Origin of the sequence: Rhizobium sp. L9, from assembly GCF_002531885.1 — a bacterium.
Classification (GTDB): domain Bacteria; phylum Pseudomonadota; class Alphaproteobacteria; order Rhizobiales; family Rhizobiaceae; genus Rhizobium.
Map to the genome: position 1 here is coordinate 123,746 of NZ_NWSZ01000008.1, position 19,071 is coordinate 142,816.

Genomic DNA, 19,071 nt, shown 5'->3' on the forward strand with positions numbered 1-19,071 from the left:
TTAAATTTGTCGCAGCCACAAAGCAATAGCACGAGCCGATGCGGGTGGAACTTGTTTTCTCGTTCGGTCACGATGTACAACAAACGGATAAAAAGAGTGCTGCCGCCGGAGGAAATGGTGACCGACAGCAAGCAGGAGAGTGGCGCCCAGAAGAATGGCGACAAGACCGGTTTCGACGCAACCGATCTCGAACCCTATCTGCTGAAGGATCCCGAGACCATGGCGATGAATTTCGCCCGGGCGCTCGAAAATCTCGGCCAGGCCGCCTCGGCTTGGCTTGCGCCGCGCGAACGCGGTGAGATCACCGAAAGCTCCATCGATCCGATGACCGACATGGTCAAGACGCTTTCGAAGGTCAGCGAATACTGGATTTCCGATCCCCGCCGCACCTTCGAGGCGCAGACCCAGCTGATGTCCTCGTTCTTCGGCATCTGGATGCGCTCGATGCAGCGCTTGCAGGGCACGCGTGGGATGCAGGGCGAGCCCCTGCCGCCCGAGCCCGACACCCGCAAGGACAAGCGCTTTTCCGACGAGGATTGGCAGAAAAATCCGTTCTTCGATTTCCTCCGCCAGGTCTATCTCGTCACGAGCGATTGGGTGGACAAGCTGGTGTCGGAGACCGACGGCCTCGACGAACACACCAAGCACAAGGCAGAATTTTACGTGAAGCAGATCACGGCGGCTCTTTCGCCGAGCAACTTCATCGTTACCAACCCGCAGCTTTACCGCGAGACCATCGCAACCAACGGCGAAAACCTCGTGCGCGGCATGAAGATGCTCGCCGAGGACATCGCTGCCGGAAACGGCGAGCTTCGCCTTCGACAGACCGACATGACGAAATTCGCTGTCGGCCGTGACATGGCGCTGACACCGGGCAAAGTCATCGCCCAGAACGATATCTGCCAGATCATCCAGTACGAAGCCTCGACCGAAACAGTGCTGAAGCGGCCGCTGCTGATCTGCCCGCCCTGGATCAACAAGTTCTATATTCTCGACCTCAACCCTCAGAAATCCTTCATCAAATGGTGCGTAGACCAGGGCCAGACCGTCTTCGTCATATCCTGGGTCAACCCGGATGCGAGTCACGCCGAGAAGGACTGGGGCGCCTATGCCCGGGAAGGCATCGATTTCGCGCTCGAGACGATCGAGAAGGCGACCGGCGAGAAGGACGTCAATGCCGTCGGCTACTGCGTCGGCGGCACGCTGCTGGCCGCGACACTGGCGCTGCACGCCAAGGAGAAGAACCGGCGCATAAAGACCGCGACTCTCTTCACCACTCAGGTCGACTTCACCCATGCCGGCGACCTCAAAGTCTTCGTCGACGAGGAGCAGCTTGCCGCGCTCGAAGAGCATATGAAGGCGGCCGGCTATCTCGACGGCACGAAGATGTCGATGGCCTTCAACATGCTGCGCGCCTCCGAGCTGATCTGGCCTTATTTCGTCAACAGCTACCTCAAGGGTCAGGAGCCCCTGCCCTTCGACCTCTTGTTCTGGAACGCCGATTCGACGCGCATGGCGGCGGCAAACCACGCCTTCTACCTGCGAAACTGCTATCTCCGCAATGCGTTGACGCAGAACGAGATGATCCTCGACGGCAAGCGCGTATCGCTGAAAGATGTGAAGATCCCGATCTATAATCTCGCAACGCGCGAGGACCACATCGCGCCTGCAAAATCGGTCTTCCTCGGCAGCCAGTTCTTCGGCGGCAAGGTCGAATTCGTCGTCACCGGCTCGGGACATATCGCCGGCGTCGTCAACCCGCCCGACAAGAAGAAATACCAATTCTGGACGGGCGGCCCGGCGAAGGGCGACTATGAGACCTGGCTCGAGCGAGCCAGCGAGACGCCGGGATCGTGGTGGCCGCATTGGCAGGCCTGGATCGAGTCGCAGGACAGTAGACGCGTTGCGGCGCGCAAACCCGGCGGCGATGCGCTGAACGCGATCGAAGAAGCACCGGGAAGTTATGTGATGGAACGCACCTGAGACGCCAGCAGGCATCTCTTTTTGAGACATCCCAAGAAACAGCGATATCGCGTAAACAAATTAGAAACCATAATTCGTCATCCTCTCAAAACAGTCGGAAGTCGCAGGCGGCCTAAATTCGGCCCCTTTGCGCCCTTACCGGCCCCGGCGAAGTTTTAGTCAGTCAGTGCCGCCGGCCTGCGTAGCGAGTTTGAAAGACGAGTGTAGTATGGCGTTTGCGGTAGGGACGTTGGATAACGTCGCCCCTCTTGGCGGATCTGCTTTGCGTTCGCACAGATCTCGCGGTTTTCTTTACGGTGTCGTCGGCGCCGGGCTTTTAACCTCAACATGGCTGATCGCGACCTTGGCAACGATGCATTCGGTCGCCGCGCCCTTCTCTCCAGCAGGTAGCCTGGCACAGATCGGCGCCACCCCGACAGTGGCGTCGTCGACTCGCCTTGAAAGGTTGATCCATGTCGGCAAGGGTGACCGGCTGACTGCCTTCAACGCGAAGCCGAAGATGCCGCTGACGGCAAGCCTCATCCAGTCTCACGCCGAAAAGACCGCCGCCGCCGCAACTGCATTGGCGGCTCTGGCGAAGAACAATCGGCTGACCGTGACTGCCGAGCAACCGGTCGTCGCCGCGATTTCCGACAGCGCCAAGTTCCGCAAGGATGATGCGATCGCGCCGCCGCCGGTCGAACTCGCCTCGGCAGAGATTGAAGAAGACGACGGCAACCGCATCATCGTTCCGTCGAAGGAGGCCGTCGCAGCGGCCCAACTCCAGGCGATGCTCGCGCTTGCCGATGCCGACCCCCGGCAGATCGCACCCGCCCCGATCGAGCCAGTCGCCTCTCCCGTCAGGACCGCCTCGGTTCCTGCAACAGAATCCGCTCGGGTGGAGGTCGCAGCGGCAGAGGATCAACCCTTCGATCTCGTCCTGTCACCCGATACAGGTTCCGTGCCGTTGCCGATGGCGCGTCCGGACGGACTCGTCGGCAAACCGGCGCCGGCCGCCAAGGGTGCGCAGCGCTCTGCCGGGCCTGTCCTGGCCTATGCCCAGCCGAACTCGCCGATCGAGGACGATGAGGACGATGCCGTGCCGCGCTACGACAAGCCGGTCTTCTCGCCGAAACTGCGGGCAGGTGTCGCGATCTATGATATCGAAAACAGCACCGTTTACCTGCCGAGCGGCGAACGGTTGGAGGCTCATTCCGGTCTCGGCAAGATGCGCGACAACCCGCGCTACGTCGACAAGAAGATGCGCGGACCGACGCCGCCGCATACCTATGTCCTCACGATGCGCGAGGCCCTCTTTCACGGTGTCGAAGCGCTGCGCTTGACACCGGTGGAGGGCTCGGATGCCATCTTTGACCGCGTCGGCCTGCTTGCCCACACCTATATGCTCGGCAAGAACGGCGATTCCAATGGCTGCGTTTCCTTCAAGGATTATAAGCGCTTCCTGGCCGCTTACAAACGTGGCGAGATCAAGCAGCTCGTGGTGGTGCCGCGGCTGAACAACAAGCCGGCTTCGACGCTAGCTTCGCTGTTTTCGTCGCGTAGCTGATTTAGAGCAGGGGGCAAGCAGCCGCTTGCCCCCCGCAGCCCTACTTCAGCCAGACTGCTATCCGCTCCACCGCCTCGGCGATCTCTCCTTGCGAACCCGCATAGGAGAGACGCAAGGTTCGATGTCCCTCCAGCGGATCGAAATCCAGCCCCGGCGTCGCCGCGACGTTGATTTCTGCAAGCATGCGTTTGGCAAAACCCATGCTGTCATTGGTGAAGCGCGAGACATCGATATAGGCGTAGAAGGCACCGTCCATCGGCGAAGCGGGCGCAAGGCCGATCCTGGGCAGGCGGTCGAGCAGCAGCGCTCGGTTTGCGGCATAGCTCGCCTTGACGTGATCAAGCTCTTCGCTTGCGCCAAGTGCGGCCACCGCTGCGATCTGGGAGAGCTCGGGCGGCGAGATATAGAGGCTCTGCGCCACGCGCTCGATCGGCCGCACCAGGTGCTCCGGCAGCACCATCCAACCGATTCGCCAGCCGGTCATGCAGTAATATTTGGAGAAGGAGTTGATGACGATCGCCTCGTCGGTCAGCTCGAGCGCGCTCGCCTCCTCGCCGGCGAAGGTCAGTCCGTGATAAATCTCATCGGAGATGAAGGCGATGGATTGGGCCGCGCAGTAGTCCGCAAGCGCCTTCAACCCGTTACGGCCGGTCACCGTGCCGGTCGGATTTGCGGGACTTGCAAGCAGTACGCCTTTGAGCCTGACGCCGCTTTGCTGCTGTGCCGCCTCGAGGCTCTCGGGTGTCAGGGTAAAATGGGTCTCGGCCGTCACCGGCACTTCGAGGACCTTCAGCCCCAGCGCGCCGAGAATGTTGCGATAAGCGGGATAACCCGGTCTCGCGATCGCCACGGCATCGCCGGCATCGAAAAGCGACAGAAAGGCGAGATTGAACCCTGCCGAGGAGCCTGTGGTTATGGCGATGCGCTTGGGATCGATCTCCAGGCCGTGACGGTCACTGTAGTGCCAAGCAAGTGCGGATTTCAGCCGCGCCGTCCCCAGCGCATCCGTATAACCGATCCGGCCTTCGACGAGGGCGGCGTTTGCCGCTTCGAGGGCAGCTCGAGGCGCGGGATGCGAAGGTTGGCCGACCGCCATCGAGATGACGGGATGGCCGGCCGCCCGCCGCTTCGTGGCCTCCGCCAACACGTCCATGGCATGAAAAGGCTCGACTTCGCTGCGTTTCGATATGGAAAACAAGATCGCTTCTCGCTCGGCTTCTTGGCTGTTGGCCAGACAATTGCCGCATTAATCGGCTCATCACAATCCCGCGAGGGCGGCGCAGGGATGAAAATTCCTGTTTGAGCAGAACTCGACGCACCGTACCTTGACGCGACGCGTTCAAGTCCATAACCCGGCGACGGTTTCTCGACCAAGACCACATCGCCGATGACGAGGATATCATGGCCTTCTTCCCGAAAAGCTTCACCGCACTGGCGCTTGCCGCATCGATCGCTCTTCCCTTTCCGGCGGCAGCGCTCGACGATCAGCAGAAGAAGGAGTTCGGCGAATTCATCAAGCAATATCTGATCGAGAACCCGGAGATCATGCTTGATGTCCAGGAGGCGCTGCAGAAGAAGCAGGAAGCCGCGCGGCTGGTGAAAGCCAATATGGCGATTGAGGAGAACACCGCGAATATCTTCAATTCGAAGGATGACGTCGCACTCGGCAATCCCAAGGGCGATGTGACGGTCGTCGAATTCTTCGATTATAATTGCACCTACTGCCGTCACGCGCTTCCCGACATGCAGGCGATGTTGAAGAAGGACACGAACGTTCGCTTCGTGCTCAAGGAATTCCCGATCCTCGGGCCGGATTCGGTTGCCGCCCACAAAGTGGCCGACGCCTTCCGCAGGCTGGCGCCTGCGAAATATGCCGACTTTCATGTCGCCCTTCTCAGCAGCGAAGGCCGCGCCTCCGAAGACAGTGCGATTGCCGTCGCAGGCTCTCTCGGCGTCAGCGAGGACAAGATTCGTGCCGAGATGGCTAAGAGCCCGAATGACGGGATCGTTCAGGCGACCTATCAGCTTGCCTCCAGCCTCGGCATCAGCGGCACCCCCTCTTACGTAATCGGCAACGAGCTGGTCCCGGGCGCAGTCGGGCTCGACGATCTCGAAGCCAAGGTCAAGAACATGCGCAGCTGCGGCAAGACCGCCTGCTGAGGAAGCAGGCAGCCGACCGGCCGCTCATCAAATCGCCAGAATCGAAGCGTTTCAGCCATGTGGACAAATGTGGCGCGATTCCTGCCGGCCAACCCGTAAGGGCTTTCATTCAGCCCTCGCGGAGTCTATAGGTTGCCGTCGTGCATTTACGGAACATTCGATGACGCAAACGATTTTTGTCCTGAACGGCCCAAACCTGAACATGCTGGGCAAACGAGAGCCCGGCATTTATGGCGGCAAGACGCTCAAGGACATCGAGGCAGACTGCAAGGCAGCCGGGCGCGAACTCGGCTTTGATATCGATTTCCGTCAGAGCAACCACGAAGGCACGCTTGTGGACTGGATCCACGCGGCCGACGAAAAGGCCGCCGGCGTCGCCATCAATGCAGGCGCCTACACGCATACGTCAGTTGCGCTGCACGACGCGATCCGCGCTATTTCTATTCCCGTCGTCGAGCTCCACATATCCAACGTCCATACGCGGGAAGAATTCCGCCACGAGTCGATGATCGCACCGGCATGCAAGGGCGTGATCTGCGGCTTCGGGCCTCATAGTTACATCCTGGCGCTGCAAGCGCTGAAGAACATCACGGCATAAGAAGAAGACAGGGCAACACCATGGCTGAAAAGAAATCGGGTATCGATCAGGCACTGATCCGCGATCTCGCCAACATCCTCAACGAGACGGATCTGACGGAGATCGAGGTCGAGCAGGACGACTTGCGTATCCGCGTTTCCCGCGGCGGCACGCCGCAATACGTCCAGGCACCGATCGCTGCACCGGCCTTTGCCGCTGCTCCGGCAGCAGCCGCCGCTCCGGCAGCCGCCGCTGCCGCGCCTGCCGCAGCCCCCGGCCGCAACCCGGCGAATGTCGTCAATGCGCCGATGGTCGGCACTGTCTATATGGCGCCGGCTCCGGGCGCACGTCCGTTCATCGAAATCGGCGCCACCGTCAAGGAAGGCCAGACGCTCATCATCATCGAAGCGATGAAGACGATGAACCAGATTCCTTCGCCGAAGTCGGGCAAGGTGACCGAGATCCTCGTCGACGACGGACATCCCGTCGAATACGGCCAAGCTCTCGTCGTCATCGAATAGGCCCAAGCCCATGATTTCGAAAATCCTTATCGCCAATCGCGGGGAAATCGCCCTTCGCGTGCTTCGGGCCTGCAAGGAGCTCGGCATTGCCTGCGTCGTGGTGCATTCCACCGCCGACGCCGATGCCATGCACGTGCGCCTTGCCGACGAAAGCGTGTGCATCGGTCCGCCCTCCTCGCGCGAGAGCTACCTCAACATCCATCAGATCGTCGCCGCCTGCGAGATCACCGGCGCCGATGCCGTGCACCCGGGTTATGGCTTTCTGTCGGAGAACGCCAAGTTTGCCGATATCCTGGAAGCGCACGGCATCACCTTCATCGGGCCGACGGCGGATCACATCCGTATCATGGGCGACAAGATCACCGCCAAGACGACGGCGCTGGAACTCGGCATTCCCGTCGTTCCCGGCTCGGACGGCGAAGTGAAGACAGAAGAGGATGCGCTGCGGACGGCCGCCGAAATCGGCTATCCCGTGCTGATCAAGGCAACGGCCGGCGGCGGTGGGCGCGGCATGAAGGTTGCCAAGAGCGAGGCCGATCTCATCGAGGCCTGGTCGACGGCGCGCACGGAGGCGGCAGCGGCCTTCGGCAACGATGCCGTTTACATGGAAAAATACCTCGGCAAGCCACGCCACATCGAAATCCAGGTCTTCGGTGACGGTGAAGGCAATGCCATTCATCTCGGCGAACGCGACTGCTCGCTGCAACGCCGCCACCAGAAGGTCTGGGAAGAAGCGAATTCGCCTGCGCTCAATGTTGAGCAGCGCATGAAGATCGGCCAGATCTGCGCCGATGCCATGAAGAAGCTGAAATATCGCGGCGCCGGCACGATCGAATTCCTCTACGAGAACGGCGAATTCTATTTCATCGAAATGAACACCCGTTTGCAGGTGGAGCATCCGATCACGGAAGCGATCACCGGCATCGACCTGGTGCATGAGCAGATCCGCGTCGCCTCCGGCGGCGGCCTGTCTGTGACGCAGGACGAGGTGCATTTCTCCGGCCATGCCATCGAATGCCGGATCAATGCCGAGGATGCGCGCACCTTCGTGCCCTCCCCCGGCACGATCACGCATTTCCATGCGCCGGGCGGCCTTGGCGTGCGCATCGACTCCGGCGCCTACCAAGGTTACAAGATCCCGCCCTATTACGACAGCCTCATCGGCAAGCTGATCGTGCACGGCCGCACGCGCGTCGAATGCATGATGCGCCTGCGCCGCGCGCTCGACGAATTCGTCGTCGACGGCATCAAGACGACGCTGCCGTTGTTCCAGGATCTCGTCTCCAACCAGGATATCGCCAACGGCGACTACGATATCCACTGGCTTGAACATTACCTCGCCAACACGCCAGCGGCATAGGACAGGAATGGCAGGATCGCGCAGGAAGTCACCAGGCATAACCCCTGACATCCTCCTGCGCGCCTATTCCATCGGCCTCTTTCCGATGGCCGAGTCTGCCGATGACCCGGAGATCTTCTGGGTCGAACCGGAATTGCGCGGCGTTCTGCCGCTCGGTGATTTCCACATATCGAAAAGCCTCGCCAAACGTGTGCGCAGGAAACCCTTCGAAATCCGCTTCGATCACGATTTCGACCAGGTGATCGCGGCTTGCGCGGAGGAAACATCGGGACGCCCGAGCACCTGGATCAACCAGACGATCCGGTCGCTTTATTCCACGCTGTTCGAAATTGGTCATGCCCATACCGTTGAAGCCTGGGAAGGCGATCAACTGGTCGGCGGCCTCTACGGTGTCTCGCTGGGTTCGGCCTTTTTCGGCGAAAGCATGTTTTCACGCCGGACGGACGCCTCGAAAATCTGCCTTGTATACCTGGTCGACCGGCTGAGGGAAAAGGGTTTCACGCTGCTCGACACGCAATTCACCACCGAACATCTGAAAACGTTCGGAGCGATCGACGTGCCGAAGGCCGAATATGCGCTGTTGCTCGCCAGCGCGATGGAATCGCCACACCTGGAGTTTTAAGCGTGATCGTTTCATCCCAGCGTTGATCTTCGAGCCGATTCAAATAGGTTCGGCCATAAAACGGGGGATAGAATTTTGAAACGATATTATGCGGCCACACTCCTTTTTGCCTTGTTTGCGGGTCAGGCCGAAGCACGCCCGTACCAGGAGATGTTTCCTGGCAGGGCTTTTTCGGATGCAGAAAAACCACTGCTGCAAAAGCTCGATTTTCAGCAGGGTGCGATCAAGCTGCCCGCTGCAAAGGCGACGCTGAACATGCCCGAAGGCTTCTACTATCTCAATTCCGCAGACACGAAGAAGGTGCTGGTCGATATTGGGGAAATCCGCCGCAGGCGGCGGAGGGAACGATGGGAATGATCTTCCCGGCGAAATACGCGCCGACCGATATCGGGGCCCGGGGTTCCATCGTCGAATACAGCGCCGACGGTTATGTCTCAGACGCCGACGCCGCCACGACCGATTACGATGAATTGCTGCAGAACATCAAGGATTCGATCAGGGAAAATAACGTCGAGCGCGAAAAGCAGGGTTTTAAAAAGATTACGCTTGTCGGCTGGGCCTCGACGCCGCATTACGACAAATCTGCGCATGCGATGCATTGGGCGCGCGATTTGCTGTTCGGCGATGATGCGCAAGCCCCGCATACCCTTAACTATTCGGTACGCGTTCTTGGTCGCCAGGGCGTATTCGAGTTCGATTTCGTTGCCGGCCTGAATCAGTTGAAGGAGATCGAGCAGGTCATTCCGACCGTCACGACGCTCGTGCAGTTCGACAAGGGAATGGCCTATACCGACTTCGTCGAAGGCGACAAGATCGCCGCCTACGGAATGGCCGGGATGATCGCTGCGGGTGCTGGCGCCAAGATCGCCGCAAAGGTAGGGCTACTGGCGCTTGCCGCCGCCTTCCTCAAAAAAGCCGGCATCCTTATTGTCGTCGTGCTTGGCGGTGCGCTTCGGTTTGCCAAAGGTCTTTTCACGCGAAACAAGACACCCACGGCATAGGCTCGCCGCCTAACCAGGGGACGGCGCCGAAATTGTGAAGCTTTTTCGGCGTCTGTCCCAGCTGATATCAATCAGCGGGCCGGCGCCTTGGCGCTGTCAGGTGCCGGGACGTCTGAGCTTGTCTTGCAGTCCTTCAGCCAGACGTCGTAGATCGGGTGCTCTACGGCGTTGAGGCCGGGACTGTCGGCGAACATCCAGCCGGTGAAGATGCGGCGGATCTTGCGGTCCAGGGTAATTTCGTCGACCTCGACGAAACCGTCGATCTTCTGCGCTTCAGCCTGGTCGCGCGAATAGCAGGCTTTCGGCGTCACCTGCAGGGCGCCGAACTGTACCGTCTCATTGACATAGACATCGAACGTCGTGATGCGGCCGGTGATCTTGTCGAGGCCGGAGAACACGGCAACCGGATTGTCGATGCGTGCGGCATGCGCCGCACCCGGTGGAAGCAGAGCCGAGAGCGCCAGCAGCGATCCGGCGCCACGCAGGACCATGTTCCGCGTGAAGAGCTTCATATGCACCCGTCTCCAGACATTTTCGGTTCACGGCCGCGATCCAGCGCGGCCAACCTGCGGGTAAAGGTCAATTGTGGCCAAAAGCCGGGCTTGCGATCGCCCGGTCGAGCCGTCTCAGTTGCCGGGCGTCCAGGCGTCGTAATCGCCGGTGACGCGCGGCCGCTCGCCGGGAACCGCGAGCGAGCCCGGCGGACGGTAAGCCTGCGGCGAACCGGTGAGGTTCGGACGATGCGCCTTCTGCCATTCCTTGGCGACATAGTTTTCCTTGGACGGCGGAACATCGGTGCGATGATGCATCCAACCATGCCAGCCCGGCGGAATGGCGGAGGCTTCGGCATAACCCTTGTAGATCACCCAGCGCTTCGGCAGGCCATAGGAAGACATGCCGCCTTCATAATAGACGTTGCCGAATTCATCCTCGCCGACGCGCTTGCCAAAACGCCAGGTCGCAAAACGCGTGCCTATCGTCTGACTGTTCCACCAGGTGAAGATTTGAACCAGAAGATTCCGCATGTCTTTTCCTTGTGCCCGCCAGTGCGGGCCAAACCAGAATTTAGCTCCCCGCTTATGCCGTCGCCAAGCCGAATTGTCCAGCGATTCCACGAGAGGCAGGGGTCATTTCAAGGCCATCTTGAAGCCGATATGCGAAGGCTTGAAGCCAAGCCTTTCATAGAAACGATGGGCATCCTTGCGTATGGCGTTCGAGGTCAGCTGTACCAGCCGCACGCCGCGGCTTTTTGCCTCGGCAACGGCGAATTCGATCATTCCAGTGCCGATGCCCTGCCCGCGCATGTCGGCCGCGTCTGCACCGCCTCGATGATCATCGTCGAAGAACCGCGGCCCGTCAGCGAGGTGGTGAGCATCGTCTGGAACGTGCCGACGATTTCGCGGCCGCGCTCTGCGACATAAAGCGTCTGGTCGGGCGAAGCGTCGATGACCGCGAAGGCCCTGGCATAATCGGCAAAAGCCTCGGCATCCGTTGTATCGCCGTGACCGCCGAGAGCATCGGCAGCAAACAGCGCCACAAGCGCCGACAGATCGTCCCTGCGCGCTTCGCGAATGAGAGTATCGGACAATTCGGCCGCCACGGTCTCAATGCCCTTCGAGCGGTTTTTCGAAAATCAGCGAGGGAATGCCGGATTGTCCGGGCGCGCTGTTCTCATTGCGGCCGGCTTCGGTGAAACCATGCGCCTGGTAGAAGGCGATCGCCGCCGCATTCTGCGGCTCGACTTCCAGACGCATGATCTCGGCATCCGGAAAGCAGGATTCGAGCTCGGCGAAGATATCGCGGCCGATGCCCTGGCGCTTCAGCGACGGGCTGACGTAGAGGAGATGCAACATGACCGTCTTCGTCAGCGCCTGCGACATCGCTGCATAACCCACGCCGCCGATGTTGCTGCCATTATCGGCGACGAGGAACTCGGCATCCCTGCGCACCAGCCGCGCCTTGAGCGCTGCCGGCGTAAAGAGATGGGCGATCAGATCGTTCACCTTTGTTGTGCCGTGGAGCTTGTCATAGGTGGCGTGAAAGCTCTCCACCAGAAGAGCGCGGACCTTCTCGAGGTCGCGCTCGCCGGCGGTGCGGACGAAATACACCGCTTATTCCTCGATTCCGAGCTTCGCCTTGACGAGCGCCTGGACCGCCTGCGGATTGGCCTTGCCGCCGGTCGCCTTCATCACCTGGCCGACGAACCATGCCGCCATGGTCGGCTTCGCCTTGACCTTTTCGACCTGTTCGGGATTGGCGGCGATGATCTCGTCCACGGCCTTTTCGATGGCGCCGGTATCCGTCACCTGCTTCATGCCGCGTGATTCGACGATCTCGGCGGGATCGCCGCCTTCAGTCAGCACGATCTCGAAGAGATCCTTGGCGATCTTGCCGGAGATGGTCCCAGCCTTGATGAGGTCGATGATGGCGCCGAGCTGGGCCGGCGACACCGGCGTCTGTTCGATGTCCTTGCCGGTACGGTTGAGCGCGCCGAGCAGGTCGTTGATCACCCAGTTTGCCGCCGTCTTGCCGTCGCGGCCGGCGGCCACGGCCTCGAAATAATCGGCGATCGCCTTTTCGGAAACGAGCACCGAAGCATCGTAGACCGACAGGCCGAGTTCACGCACGAAGCGCTCCTTCTTGTCGTCGGGCAGCTCCGGCAGATCGGCTTCGAGCGCCTTGATGAAGGCGTCGTCGAATTCGAGCGGCAACAGATCCGGGTCGGGGAAGTAGCGATAATCATGCGCGTCTTCCTTGGATCGCATGGAACGCGTCTCGCCCTTGTTCGGATCGAAGAGGCGCGTCTCCTGATCGATCGTACCACCGTCTTCCAGAATGCCGATCTGGCGGCGCGCTTCATATTCGATCGCCTGGCCGATGAAACGGATCGAGTTGACGTTCTTGATTTCGCAGCGCGTGCCGAAGGGCTCGCCGGGACGGCGGACGGAGACGTTGACGTCGGCGCGCATCGAGCCTTCGTCCATGTTGCCGTCGCAGGTGCCGAGATAACGCACGATCGAACGCAGCTTGGTCATATAGGCCTTGGCTTCGTCGGACGAGCGCATATCGGGTTTGGAGACGATCTCCATCAGCGCCACGCCGGACCGGTTGAGGTCGACGTAGGACATGGTCGCGTGCTGGTCGTGCATCGACTTGCCGGCATCCTGCTCCAGGTGCAGGCGCTCGATGCCGATCTCGATGTCCTCGAACTGGCCCTGACGATCCGGCCCGAGCGAAATGACGATCTTGCCCTCGCCGACGATCGGATCCTTGTACTGCGAGATCTGATAGCCCTGCGGCAGGTCGGGGTAGAAATAGTTCTTGCGGTCGAAGACCGAACGCTTGTTGATCTCAGCTTTGAGGCCGAGACCGGTGCGGACGGCCTGCTTGACGCATTCCTCGTTGATGACGGGCAGCATGCCGGGCATGGCGGCATCGACCAGCGATACGTTCGAATTCTGTGGCTTGCCGAATTCCGTCGAAGCGCCGGAGAAGAGCTTCGAATTGGACAGCACCTGGGCATGGACTTCCATGCCGACGATGACTTCCCAGTCGCCGGTGGCGCCGGGAATGAAGCGTTTCGGATCGGGCGTGCGGACGTCGACAATGGTCATCTGATGCTCTTTGCAGGCTGTTCTTTTCCACTGGTGAGGTAAAGGAAATGGCATTCCGGTGCAAGGCTTTCCCCATCGCGCACCGCGGTTTGACGCAGGGCGGCGACATTTGCCGCGGGTTAACCGAGGGATGGCAGTGTAGCCGCATGACGATGACCGACATCACAAAAATGGCCGCACTGTTTCTGGCGCTGAACCTCATCGTCTTTTCGATCTATTTCCTCGACAAGCAGGCGGCGCGCAATGGCGGGTGGCGCATCAGCGAGCGCACGCTTCTGACTCTTGCGATGATCGGCGGCAGCCTCGGTGCGGTGGCGGCACAGCGGATCCTGCGCCACAAGACGAGAAAGGAGCCGTTCCGGTCGATCCTGGCGGCGATCCTGATCCTTCACGGCGCCTTGGTCATGATGCTGGCCTTCGCGCCGCTATAGGCCCCTCACCTTCATCTGGATTTTTAAACGTCAGAATTCCTGCCCATAGCCGCCTTGGCTGTCCGAAACCAGCGGCTTCGTCAGCCCGACAGAGGGCACGTCGCGGTCAAGCTTCGGATTATAGGCGACCGACAGCCAGTGGACGCCATAACCATGCTTCCGAAAAAAGCCGATTGCCTCGCTATTGCCGGAATGGGTCTGCACCGCCGCCGTCTCGAAGCCTCGGCCGGCGATATCCTTCTCGATGCGTTCGAGAAGGGCTGAGCCGAGTCCCTGCCGGGTGAAGACGGGATCGATCCAGAAATCCGAGATGGTTTCGTCCAATCCCTCGCGTGCAGCCCAGCCTGCGACCTGGCCGTTCTGCTCGATGACGGTGATTGTCAGCCAGTCGTTCTCCACGAAGTTGCGAAAGGCGTTGCGCGCCGCGTCGATCATCGCATCCGATTCGCCAATCGACGCCATCGCCTTTTGCCAGGCCCTGAGCCCGATCTCGCTCAACAGTTCCGCTTCCCCGTCGCGGGCATTGCGAATGTGGATCAACGACACCTCCGCGTTACCCCTCCAACTAGAGCACTGAGTCGCGGAATTTACCAGTAGCTGCAAAGGGAGGATCAACCGAAACCAAGGTTTTCGACCGGATTTCACCGACAGGGATGCTCTTGACCGCTTTTTCGGGGCTGAATAATAGATCTTATCGAGGTGTTTTATGTTGAGCCTGCCTGAGGCCCTGTAAAGGCCCTGCCCGCAAGTTGTCTTGCGCGCATGGGCCCGAAAAAACGAAACCCTGGCGTTCGAATGAGCGCCAGATCGTTTTTGTGCGCCCCTACGGCGCGATACCGGATCTCACAACATGGACATTTCCCGCACGGAGCAGCGCATCCTGCATCTCATGGCCCAAGGCGGCCGCATCGAAATTACCCGCGACGACTACAGAAAGATCGAAAACGTCAGTTGTTTCACCCGCGACGGCTGGCTCTATCCCGGCGTCGACCTCGATCTCTTCCGCAGACTGAAGCGGCTGAGGGCGATCAAGTCCTCAGGCGGCCAGCCCTACCGGATTTCCGAACGAGGGTTGAGGCTGGTGAGGTCGCAGCTGGACAATAGATAGGTCGGGCAACCAACCCTGGTCGCGCATCAAACCTGCGCGCTCAGGGCTCAGCTTTGAATTGGAATTCGAACGGGGCAAAGTCACCCGAATATCTATCTTGTTCCATCAGCGCCGCTTGCGGGGTGCCAGTATATTCAAGACTAGACTTCGCGATACCATTTAATCACGTGATATCGCGCCCAAGTCCCGGAATACGTTATCCAAATACTCGCGAACTTCAACAGAGCGATCTAGGCCGGATCTTATGTTTACATTCTCGTACGGCTTAAGAGCAGCACGTATTACGCCTGCGCTTGTGCCGCCGATGCTTGAAGCGAGGTAGGCATATTCCGCGGCCCTTGCCGCGCCATTACACCAGTCCCACGGCATCCATTTGTAATCACTTATCAGAAGATCGCAAAGCTTGTCCTTCGAGATCAAAAACCCTCCCACCTCTCGGTCGAAGCGGCGAATGTCGGCTTGAGCCTTCTCAAGCACTAACTTCAAATTCCCCCCGTGGTCACTCAACCGCAGCGATGACCGTTCTCCCCATGAGTAGTATTGTCCCAATTGGCACCGCTCATTAAATCGGCCCTCCATCCGACTGTTTCTCCCGCCGTAGAGTTTCAAGCACTTTTCTGCAAAACTAAACGCGGCAATGTTCCGCAGTCCAAAGTCACATGCGAAATTGTTGACGGGTCGCCCAAATAAATTCCACTCGACAAAACTCTCTGCCTCGCCATCATTGCTAATGGCAATACAAGAATTTTGACACTTTGATGAAGCCTATCTGCGCCATTTTTTCGTCTAGCGCAGATGTGATTTCTTTTAGAAACATTCAGGCGCTGCTCCCATCACTTCACAATCTCGTCGAACAGTATCTTGCTCTCAGATAAGAGAGGACGAAGAACGGCGCTTGGCGCATCGACTGGAGCACAGCCATCACACATGGTTTTGCAAGCAACACTGTTAACTGGGCCGAATTTCGAAGCGCCACCAAATTGTATTACAGAAATATTTTTCAGAACCTTGGCTACGATCAAGCTTCACCGTATCAGACATTGATGTTTTCACCTCGAACCGACAATGTTTCCGAAAGAGTCGCGCCCCAGGGATGAAAGCTCTATGTCACGCCGAATCTATTTCCGGCGTCCAACCAAATTCAATCCGCTCGACCAACAACGTATCGTTCCACACCCCACGAATCGACAGCTGATGCTGTTCAGCAGATAACTGCCCAATCCGCCATTCCTTTTCACCATCCCACAGCCACCACACGCCCACCTTCCGCGTAGCCGGGTCTACAACACCGGCACGGAACGTCGGGAATTTCGTGGCTTCAGATGGCAGCGGCACATTGTTGACACAATACCTCGATCAACCGATGCGCTTAGCGGAAAGAAACACATAAACACTGGCCGGCTGTTTACTAAATCGGCAAAACTGTCCGGCCGTCTATCAAAAAAGTTTCCTAAACACCCGAAGCAACGCACCATATTGCTTATGCTTAATGCGGATAAGCTAGTCCTCTCGCGGTGTTGATCTCGATAATATCGCCGATTCTCAGCGTCGCCATTTTAGTACCCCGGATAGCCAACTTGTTTCAACAGATCGGCCCACGTTGCTTTGCTCCAGCATATGCTGTTGAGATGCTGTTAATCACGTTCGTCAATCCAGCATTTCTGGCCAAACCGTACTTCTCAAAAGAATTTGCACAACAGCCTTGGCAGGTTGAAGACTGTCGGCTGCAGCGCATCCTTTAACGCGGGAGACAAGGAGCCCATCGCGGCCGGGGCTGTCAGGTCGCAGCTGGACAATAGATAGGTCGGCGACCAACTCACTCTGACCGCGCCTTAAACCGGCACGGTCGGGGCAAACCTCAAGCCTTGGCAGATAGTTCCGCCCGCATCGCCGCCCACTCGTCGGCCATCGTGCCCGTTCTGCGGGTCTTACCGGCGCGGCGATACCAGTAGTCGGCGTTCCAGTCGTCGCCCTCGATGCGATGGCAGAGGGCGTGGCCCCAGTCGAACGGCTGTTCGCCTTCGTGGCGCTGACAGATATCGTGAACCGCCTGCCAATCAGCGCCGATGGCGAAGCCGCCGGCAGCAAGGCGATCGATTGCATCGATCAGGCGCATAAGATCATTGCCTGCCATGAAGCCCTCCCAGTTTCGGCTGTTGCTCAGCCTAGCTGCTTCTCCAGATGCACCTTTTCGAGCGGGACGCCCATGCTCCTGGAGAATTCGATACCGTGCCAGATGATGGTGAAACCGCAGCGTTTGTAAAGCCGGATCGCGCCCAGGTTCCTGGCATGGGTGTCGATCCGGGCGGTCGTCAGTCCTTCGGCCGTCATCAGCTCGCACAGATACGACAGCAGAGCTTCGCCCACACCCTTGCCCTGATGATGGGGATGCACCCAGAGATCGGACACATAGTTGGGTTGGCCTTCACGAGCAATCCAGCCGACGATCTCCGCGTCGAGTTCGGCAACGAAGATCTCACCTTTTGTCTCTCGCGGAAAAACAGTGAACTCTTGCCTGATTTTAGCAATCACAGCGGGGTCGCGATAACTCTCGTCGAAGGCGTCGGCTGCGGCCCATGCGGCGAAGCCGACGGCGCCGACCGTTTCGTGGTCGGCGGACGTCATCTTTCGGATCGTGAGACCCGTTACCACCACTTGGCCGGCGTAAATTTGCCGGCGGCCTGCTCGATAACGTAGGCGGTCTTGAAGAGGGTCTCCTCGTCGAAGGCCTTGCCGATGAGCTGCAGGCCGAGCGGCAGGCCCTTATGGTCGAGGCCGGCAGGCACGGCGATGCCGGGCAGGCCCGCCATGTTGACCGTCACCGTGAAGATGTCGTTCAGGTACATCTTCACCGGATCGGCCGCGAGGTTTTCGTCGGCGACGCCGAAGGCGGAGGACGGCGTTGCCGGGGTGAGGATGGCGTCGACGCCGGCATCGAAGGCCAGTTCGAAATCGCGCTTGATCAGCGTGCGGACCTTCTGGGCGCGGATGTAATAGGCGTCGTAATAGCCGGCCGACAGCACGTAGGTGCCGATCATGATGCGGCGCTTGACTTCCTGGCCGAAGCCGGCGGCGCGCGTCTTTTCGTACATATCGACAATATCCTTGCCGTCGACGCGCAGGCCGTAGCGCACGCCGTCGTATCGCGCGAGGTTCGAGGACGCCTCGGCAGGCGCGACGATGTAATAGGCCGGAAGCGCGTATTTGGTGTGCGGCAGGGAGATATCGACGATCTCGGCGCCGGCATCCTTCAGCCAGGCGATGCCCTGGCGCCAGAGGGTCTCAATCTCCTCAGGCATGCCGTCGACGCGGTATTCATTCGGAATGCCGATCTTCATGCCCTTCAGCGACTGGCCGAGGACGGACTCATAATCAGGCACCGGCAGATCAACAGACGTGGTGTCCTTGGCGTCGACGCTTGCCATCGACTTCAGCAGGATAGCGGCATCGCGCACATCACGGGCGATCGGGCCTGCCTGGTCGAGCGAGGAGGCAAAGGCGACGGTGCCCCAGCGCGAGCAGCGGCCATAGGTCGGCTTGATGCCGACGGTGCCGGTGAAGGCGGCCGGCTGGCGGATCGAGCCGCCGGTATCGGTCGCGGTGGCGCCGGCGCAAAGATGGGCGGCAACTGCAGCGGCCGAGCCGCCGGAGGAGCCGCCGGGAACGAGTTGCTGGTTGGAGCCCGACGCACGCCAGGGATTGATCACCGGGCCGTAATAGGACGTCTCGTTGGACGAGCCCATGGCGAACTCGTCCATGTTCAGCTTGCCGAGCATGACGGCGCCATCGTCCCAGAGGTTCTGCGTGACGGTCGATTCATAACGCGGCTCGAAACGATCGAGGATATGGCTGCAGGCCTGGGTGTGGACGCCAACGGTTGCGAACAGATCCTTGATGCCGAGCGGAATGCCTTCGAGCTCGCCCGCCGTGCCGGCGGCAATCCGCTCGTCGGACTTCCTGGCCATGAGGCGGGCGAGATCCGGCGTCACCTTGACATAGGCGTTCAGCCGGTCGTTGGCCGCGTCGATTGCCGCGATATAGGCTTCGGTCAGTTCGAGCGCGGTGATTTCCTTGGCGCGCAGCTTCTCGCGGGCTTCGGCAATGGTCAGGCTGGTGAGTTCGCTCATCGTGTTTTCGCTTCAGGTCTT

Annotated in this window: 19 protein-coding genes and 2 pseudogenes; 10 read left to right on the forward strand and 11 right to left on the reverse strand. The window is 59.7% G+C overall.

Annotation, left to right across the window (positions count from 1 at the left end; genetic code table 11):
- Positions 1 to 114: 114 nt before the first annotated feature.
- The gene (gene phaC, locus CO660_RS10440; protein WP_245421315.1) at positions 115 to 1,983 is read left to right on the forward strand and encodes a class I poly(R)-hydroxyalkanoic acid synthase; all 1,869 of its coding nucleotides are present in this window, start codon (positions 115 to 117) and stop codon (positions 1,981 to 1,983) included.
- A gap of 208 nt (positions 1,984 to 2,191) precedes the next feature.
- Positions 2,192 to 3,529: a DUF2778 domain-containing protein gene (locus CO660_RS10445; RefSeq protein WP_097598617.1), complete on the forward strand. Its 1,338-nt coding sequence runs from the start codon at positions 2,192 to 2,194 to the stop codon at positions 3,527 to 3,529.
- Between the two features lie 40 nt (positions 3,530 to 3,569).
- On the opposite strand, the gene CO660_RS10450 is transcribed toward CO660_RS10445, so the two are convergent.
- Positions 3,570 to 4,727 (reverse strand): aminotransferase class I/II-fold pyridoxal phosphate-dependent enzyme, encoded by a 1,158-nt coding sequence (locus tag CO660_RS10450; RefSeq protein ID WP_097598618.1) that lies wholly within the window; start codon positions 4,725 to 4,727, stop codon positions 3,570 to 3,572.
- 203 nt (positions 4,728 to 4,930) lie between these two features.
- Here CO660_RS10450 and CO660_RS10455 point away from each other — a divergent pair, with 203 nt between their 5' ends.
- The 6 genes and pseudogenes from CO660_RS10455 to CO660_RS10480 all read left to right on the forward strand — a co-directional run bounded on the left by CO660_RS10455 (position 4,931) and on the right by CO660_RS10480 (position 9,770).
- Positions 4,931 to 5,689, forward strand: a complete 759-nt coding sequence (locus tag CO660_RS10455; protein WP_097598619.1) for a DsbA family protein — start codon at positions 4,931 to 4,933, stop codon at positions 5,687 to 5,689.
- Positions 5,690 to 5,849: 160 nt separating this feature from the next.
- Positions 5,850 to 6,287, forward strand: a complete 438-nt coding sequence (aroQ, locus tag CO660_RS10460; RefSeq protein WP_097598620.1) for a type II 3-dehydroquinate dehydratase — start codon at positions 5,850 to 5,852, stop codon at positions 6,285 to 6,287.
- A 20-nt stretch (positions 6,288 to 6,307) separates the two neighbouring features.
- Entirely contained in the window at positions 6,308 to 6,787 is a 480-nt protein-coding gene (gene accB, locus CO660_RS10465; protein WP_085778016.1) for an acetyl-CoA carboxylase biotin carboxyl carrier protein, read from the forward strand.
- A 10-nt stretch (positions 6,788 to 6,797) separates the two neighbouring features.
- A complete protein-coding gene (gene accC / locus CO660_RS10470; RefSeq protein WP_085778015.1) occupies positions 6,798 to 8,147 on the forward strand; it encodes an acetyl-CoA carboxylase biotin carboxylase subunit in 1,350 nt (449 codons plus the stop codon).
- Positions 8,148 to 8,154: 7 nt separating this feature from the next.
- Positions 8,155 to 8,769 (forward strand): leucyl/phenylalanyl-tRNA--protein transferase, encoded by a 615-nt coding sequence (gene aat, locus CO660_RS10475; RefSeq protein ID WP_097598621.1) that lies wholly within the window; start codon positions 8,155 to 8,157, stop codon positions 8,767 to 8,769.
- Positions 8,770 to 8,844: 75 nt separating this feature from the next.
- A pseudogene (locus tag CO660_RS10480) lies at positions 8,845 to 9,770 on the forward strand (DUF2167 domain-containing protein).
- Positions 9,771 to 9,841: 71 nt separating this feature from the next.
- Here CO660_RS10480 and CO660_RS10485 read toward each other — a convergent pair.
- The 5 genes and pseudogenes from CO660_RS10485 to gatB all read right to left on the reverse strand — a co-directional run bounded on the left by CO660_RS10485 (position 9,842) and on the right by gatB (position 13,384).
- Positions 9,842 to 10,282 carry a DUF2155 domain-containing protein gene (locus CO660_RS10485; RefSeq protein ID WP_097598622.1) on the reverse strand — a complete coding sequence of 147 codons (441 nt, stop codon included), beginning with the start codon at positions 10,280 to 10,282 and terminating at the stop codon, positions 9,842 to 9,844.
- A gap of 114 nt (positions 10,283 to 10,396) precedes the next feature.
- Positions 10,397 to 10,795 (reverse strand): NADH:ubiquinone oxidoreductase subunit NDUFA12, encoded by a 399-nt coding sequence (locus CO660_RS10490; RefSeq protein ID WP_011425152.1) that lies wholly within the window; start codon positions 10,793 to 10,795, stop codon positions 10,397 to 10,399.
- A gap of 102 nt (positions 10,796 to 10,897) precedes the next feature.
- Positions 10,898 to 11,370 (reverse strand): annotated as a pseudogene (locus tag CO660_RS10495) (GNAT family N-acetyltransferase).
- A 4-nt stretch (positions 11,371 to 11,374) separates the two neighbouring features.
- Positions 11,375 to 11,878, reverse strand: coding sequence for a GNAT family N-acetyltransferase (locus CO660_RS10500; RefSeq protein WP_097598623.1), 504 nt, complete (start codon positions 11,876 to 11,878; stop codon positions 11,375 to 11,377).
- Between the two features lie 3 nt (positions 11,879 to 11,881).
- Positions 11,882 to 13,384 (reverse strand): Asp-tRNA(Asn)/Glu-tRNA(Gln) amidotransferase subunit GatB, encoded by a 1,503-nt coding sequence (gene gatB / locus CO660_RS10505; RefSeq protein WP_097598624.1) that lies wholly within the window; start codon positions 13,382 to 13,384, stop codon positions 11,882 to 11,884.
- Positions 13,385 to 13,530: 146 nt separating this feature from the next.
- Here gatB and CO660_RS10510 point away from each other — a divergent pair, with 146 nt between their 5' ends.
- Positions 13,531 to 13,815, forward strand: a complete 285-nt coding sequence (locus CO660_RS10510; protein WP_097598625.1) for a DUF1294 domain-containing protein — start codon at positions 13,531 to 13,533, stop codon at positions 13,813 to 13,815.
- Positions 13,816 to 13,845: 30 nt separating this feature from the next.
- Here the strand turns inward: CO660_RS10510 and CO660_RS10515 are convergent, their stop codons facing one another.
- Positions 13,846 to 14,355 carry a GNAT family N-acetyltransferase gene (locus CO660_RS10515; RefSeq protein WP_097598626.1) on the reverse strand — a complete coding sequence of 170 codons (510 nt, stop codon included), beginning with the start codon at positions 14,353 to 14,355 and terminating at the stop codon, positions 13,846 to 13,848.
- 310 nt (positions 14,356 to 14,665) lie between these two features.
- Here CO660_RS10515 and CO660_RS10520 point away from each other — a divergent pair, with 310 nt between their 5' ends.
- Positions 14,666 to 14,923 (forward strand): YjhX family toxin, encoded by a 258-nt coding sequence (locus tag CO660_RS10520; RefSeq protein ID WP_097598627.1) that lies wholly within the window; start codon positions 14,666 to 14,668, stop codon positions 14,921 to 14,923.
- 1,107 nt (positions 14,924 to 16,030) lie between these two features.
- Here CO660_RS10520 and CO660_RS33255 read toward each other — a convergent pair.
- The 4 genes from CO660_RS33255 to gatA form a co-directional block, all read right to left on the reverse strand.
- Positions 16,031 to 16,180 (reverse strand): hypothetical protein, encoded by a 150-nt coding sequence (locus tag CO660_RS33255; protein ID WP_176536262.1) that lies wholly within the window; start codon positions 16,178 to 16,180, stop codon positions 16,031 to 16,033.
- Positions 16,181 to 16,781: 601 nt separating this feature from the next.
- Positions 16,782 to 17,057 carry a hypothetical protein gene (locus CO660_RS10530; RefSeq protein WP_097598629.1) on the reverse strand — a complete coding sequence of 92 codons (276 nt, stop codon included), beginning with the start codon at positions 17,055 to 17,057 and terminating at the stop codon, positions 16,782 to 16,784.
- Positions 17,058 to 17,083: 26 nt separating this feature from the next.
- A complete protein-coding gene (locus tag CO660_RS10535; RefSeq protein ID WP_097598630.1) occupies positions 17,084 to 17,578 on the reverse strand; it encodes a GNAT family N-acetyltransferase in 495 nt (164 codons plus the stop codon).
- Complete coding sequence (gene gatA / locus CO660_RS10540; RefSeq protein WP_097598631.1) at positions 17,569 to 19,050, reverse strand: Asp-tRNA(Asn)/Glu-tRNA(Gln) amidotransferase subunit GatA; 1,482 nt, start codon at positions 19,048 to 19,050, stop codon at positions 17,569 to 17,571. The genes CO660_RS10535 and gatA overlap by 10 nt, the downstream gene beginning before the upstream one ends.
- Positions 19,051 to 19,071 lie beyond the last annotated feature (21 nt).